The sequence below is a fragment of the Microcoleus sp. LEGE 07076 genome, assembly GCF_015207455.1.
In the GTDB taxonomy this organism is placed as follows: domain Bacteria; phylum Cyanobacteriota; class Cyanobacteriia; order Cyanobacteriales; family Microcoleaceae; genus Microcoleus.
On sequence record NZ_JADEWV010000389.1, the window covers coordinates 1 to 2,947 of the forward strand.

3 protein-coding genes are annotated in these 2,947 nt (G+C 46.9%); 1 reads left to right on the top strand and 2 read right to left on the bottom strand.

Annotation, left to right across the window (positions count from 1 at the left end):
* Positions 1-131: 131 nt before the first annotated feature.
* A complete protein-coding gene (gene nrdJ / locus IQ270_RS29425; protein WP_339384142.1) occupies positions 132-1,214 on the bottom strand; it encodes a ribonucleoside-triphosphate reductase, adenosylcobalamin-dependent in 1,083 nt (360 codons plus the stop codon).
* Positions 1,215-1,296: 82 nt separating this feature from the next.
* Between nrdJ (IQ270_RS29425) and IQ270_RS29430 the strand changes: the two genes are divergently transcribed.
* The gene (locus IQ270_RS29430) at positions 1,297-1,437 is read left to right on the top strand and encodes a hypothetical protein (RefSeq protein ID WP_193976645.1); all 141 of its coding nucleotides are present in this window, start codon (positions 1,297-1,299) and stop codon (positions 1,435-1,437) included.
* A 12-nt stretch (positions 1,438-1,449) separates the two neighbouring features.
* On the opposite strand, the gene nrdJ (IQ270_RS29435) is transcribed toward IQ270_RS29430, so the two are convergent.
* Positions 1,450-2,694 (bottom strand): ribonucleoside-triphosphate reductase, adenosylcobalamin-dependent, encoded by a 1,245-nt coding sequence (gene nrdJ / locus IQ270_RS29435; RefSeq protein WP_228056815.1) that lies wholly within the window; start codon positions 2,692-2,694, stop codon positions 1,450-1,452.
* Positions 2,695-2,947 lie beyond the last annotated feature (253 nt).

The following is a 2,947-nucleotide window of genomic DNA, read 5'->3' on the forward strand; positions in this document are numbered from 1 at the left end:
GGTGGGGGCGGGTTTACGAGATTATTAATTTTAGGCAATTATGGTTGGTAAAACCCGCCCCTACGATTTTTGCTGAACCAGCCTTTAAAAACATAAAAAATCCCCCAAACGGGGGATTTCCTTCAACGCTATTAAATAGCCTTAGTCTCCGGCATCAAACACTTGTCAGAATCGCAGCCCGCCGGCCCAGAATCCATCATTTCACCCAAATCGTAACGGCTCAAAGCCTCATGGAAAACATCAATATCGCGGCGCGATAAAGCCTCTGCTACCATTTTGGTGTAAGTTTCCTTGTTAATCGGTTCAAAGGGCAAGCGCGGGAAAGTTTCTAGAGCATCAAACCGAGACAAAAGTGCGGCGGAAATGTAGCCTTCGTCATCGCGAATTGCTTCGTAAATCCGCGTACCCAAACTTTCAACTTCATTTTCCCGCAACTCAATAGTCGCGCTGGTGTTGTGTCGCACGTAGAACTTTTGCACTTGCATATAAAAGTCCATTTGCGCGGCTGCTGAGAATTTGTTGATGTCAATTTCATCGGCACCGGGTAAATCCGCCCAACTGACAGCAACGGGTATTTCTACCAGCCATTCCGTGCAGCGATCGTCGAAGGGATTGTTCAGCAAATTGCCGTTTTCATCTTTGTCAGATTGAGACGGAATTACGTTGTATCCGTAGTCGATGCAGGCGAGGGCTACGGGGTCGTTTTTGCCGAAAGTGATCCGGCGAATAAAACGCTGGGCTTTGGGGGGATGCCAGCCGGGGGAAGCACCTGTCAGCAGAGATTTTGTACCGGATGGTTGCACGGTTGTGCAGCGATTTGGGCGTTTCAAGGAATGGCGATCGCAATAATCCCATACTACCCGATTCACAATCTCCCGCCAACCAGTCAAATACTCTTCTTCCCGTTGTTTAAACGCCATTCCCTGGTCGGTTTGCGGGCGGCCTTCCACCCACCAGCGCAACCACTCAACCCCGAAAGCATGAACGAAAAAGTCGAACAATCCGGTGAAAGATACGCCGACAATCGGGTCTAATTCGCGGCTGTATTGATAGCGCGGTTCGCTAAATTTGTGATTGAGAAGTACCGCGACAGATAGAGCTCCTGCTTTGAAAGCTTCTTCTTGTTCTTTGAAGTTGTAAGGGTCGATTTGATTGAGGTGAACCTCCCCCAAGTTACAGTGGAAATTAGAGCCGATGATTTCCAGTTTTGTTATCCTAAAGGCTTTTTATCCTCTAGTTCTACAGATTCCATTTTACCTGTAGCTCGGCGTACTTTTTCATTTACTGTAGTTGTAAATGCCCCGCACTCTTGCCAGGATTATGTTCTTCAATCAAGAAGGTTCACCCGGTACGCTCTACGGTGGTAAAGGATTTTTAATTCCCTTACTTACCTCGGAATTAACATCTCAGTCTTCTCCGAATTTGCGAGGTTTTTAACGTGAGGCAAAATTACTTACCACACGGGTTTAAACCCAAACGAACTGACCGATGTTCTAATTCTTGCACAGTCATGTTAGGATGACGTTCCCGCAACCACTGTTTAGCTTTTCCTTCTGCGTAAGCTTTCAAGAACTCAATTTTAAGACTCGGCGTTGAAAGTAGATCGACGTTAGCTCTAGCTACAGCTTCACCAGCCCATTGTATTGCACCTTCACCAGAATAATACTGTTTTCTAACAGCATCAATACATTCTTCTAATGTTGGTTTGTGATGGAAAACACGAGAGTGATTTGCCATTCTCAAAGCATCGCGTTCTGGATCTATTTTCCAGTTGCCATTATCATCTTGTTGCCAGAGATTATCTTTGGCGTTTGCGCCTAGTGCGTCACCAGAATCGAACTGACGAATTCCCGCGCTGCGCCGGATGTTGCCGGCAACAATTGTGACCGCGGCTTCATCAATCAACACGCAGCATTCTACTGAATTTAATTGTCGCCCTAAAGCTTTATTCAAAATTGCTGAGCAACGCTGATAAAGGTCGGGCAATTTGACTGGATTTGCGACTCCGCCAAAACCTTTTAAAGGTTCTCCCACCGGGCGAACGTCGCTCAAATCGATGTAAACTTGAACTTCTCCTGCAAATCTTTCATCTGTGGATAATTCCAGCAAATTTTGATAGGATTGCACCCAACCTTGGCGAGAATCTCCGACATAAATAGTGGCGGTTTTTTCGTCTATTTTTACTTCGGTTGCTTGGCGGCGCGACTGGGCGGGTGTAGAGCCGATTTCGCCTTGCATTGTCACGGTTAAGCGGTTGCGAATCGGTGGTAATTGGTTGATATATTTGGGTTCTAAGACTGCGCCTGTGCCGCAGCCCATCATCGCCAAATCCATTAACAATCCAAAGGCCCGCCAGTCGATAATATTTGTTGAGGAGCAATTATATGCGCCGGAAAAATTCTCTGGTTGCTCGATCCATTTGCTGCCGCCCACCCACAGCCAGCGCCCGGAAGCGAGGGTTTTGAGTTCTTTTTGCATCCGGTGTAGGAGTTGTGTTTCTTCGGGGGTGAGGTTTCCGAGCTTTTGAAGGCCTTTGGCGGTCCGATCGCACACGTCGGCCCAAGTCTCCCTTCCCGTGTCGGTGCGGCGGCTGTACGTCCTGAAAAATACTGGATTTGCTGCGGGTGCTGTTTCGGGAAAATCGGACTGGTTGCGTTTTTCGCTGGCACTCGATCGCTCTAATTCTCGAACCATAATTTATGTACTGACGCGGAATATATCAACAGACTACGAATATACAACACGATTCAGATTTAGGGTAAAATTTTGACCGATTTGACAAGTTGCACTAGATATGGTGCTTTGGGCCTTGTCAGATCCCAGACATAGGTATTTCTGTCAAAGCAACTTGGTGAGGGCAAGTCTTGTCAATTTGTCAAGTATTGGTCAATAAAAATTCAACATTTGGCAACAGCGGGTCTTGAACTACTCCCACACCGTTAAATCC

Coding starts and splice junctions, on each gene's coding strand:
- IQ270_RS29430 (WP_193976645.1), top strand. CDS start 1,297: ATGCCCCGCACTCTTGCCAGGATTATGTTCTTCAATCAAGAAGGTTCA.
- nrdJ (WP_228056815.1), bottom strand. CDS start 2,694: ATGGTTCGAGAATTAGAGCGATCGAGTGCCAGCGAAAAACGCAACCAG.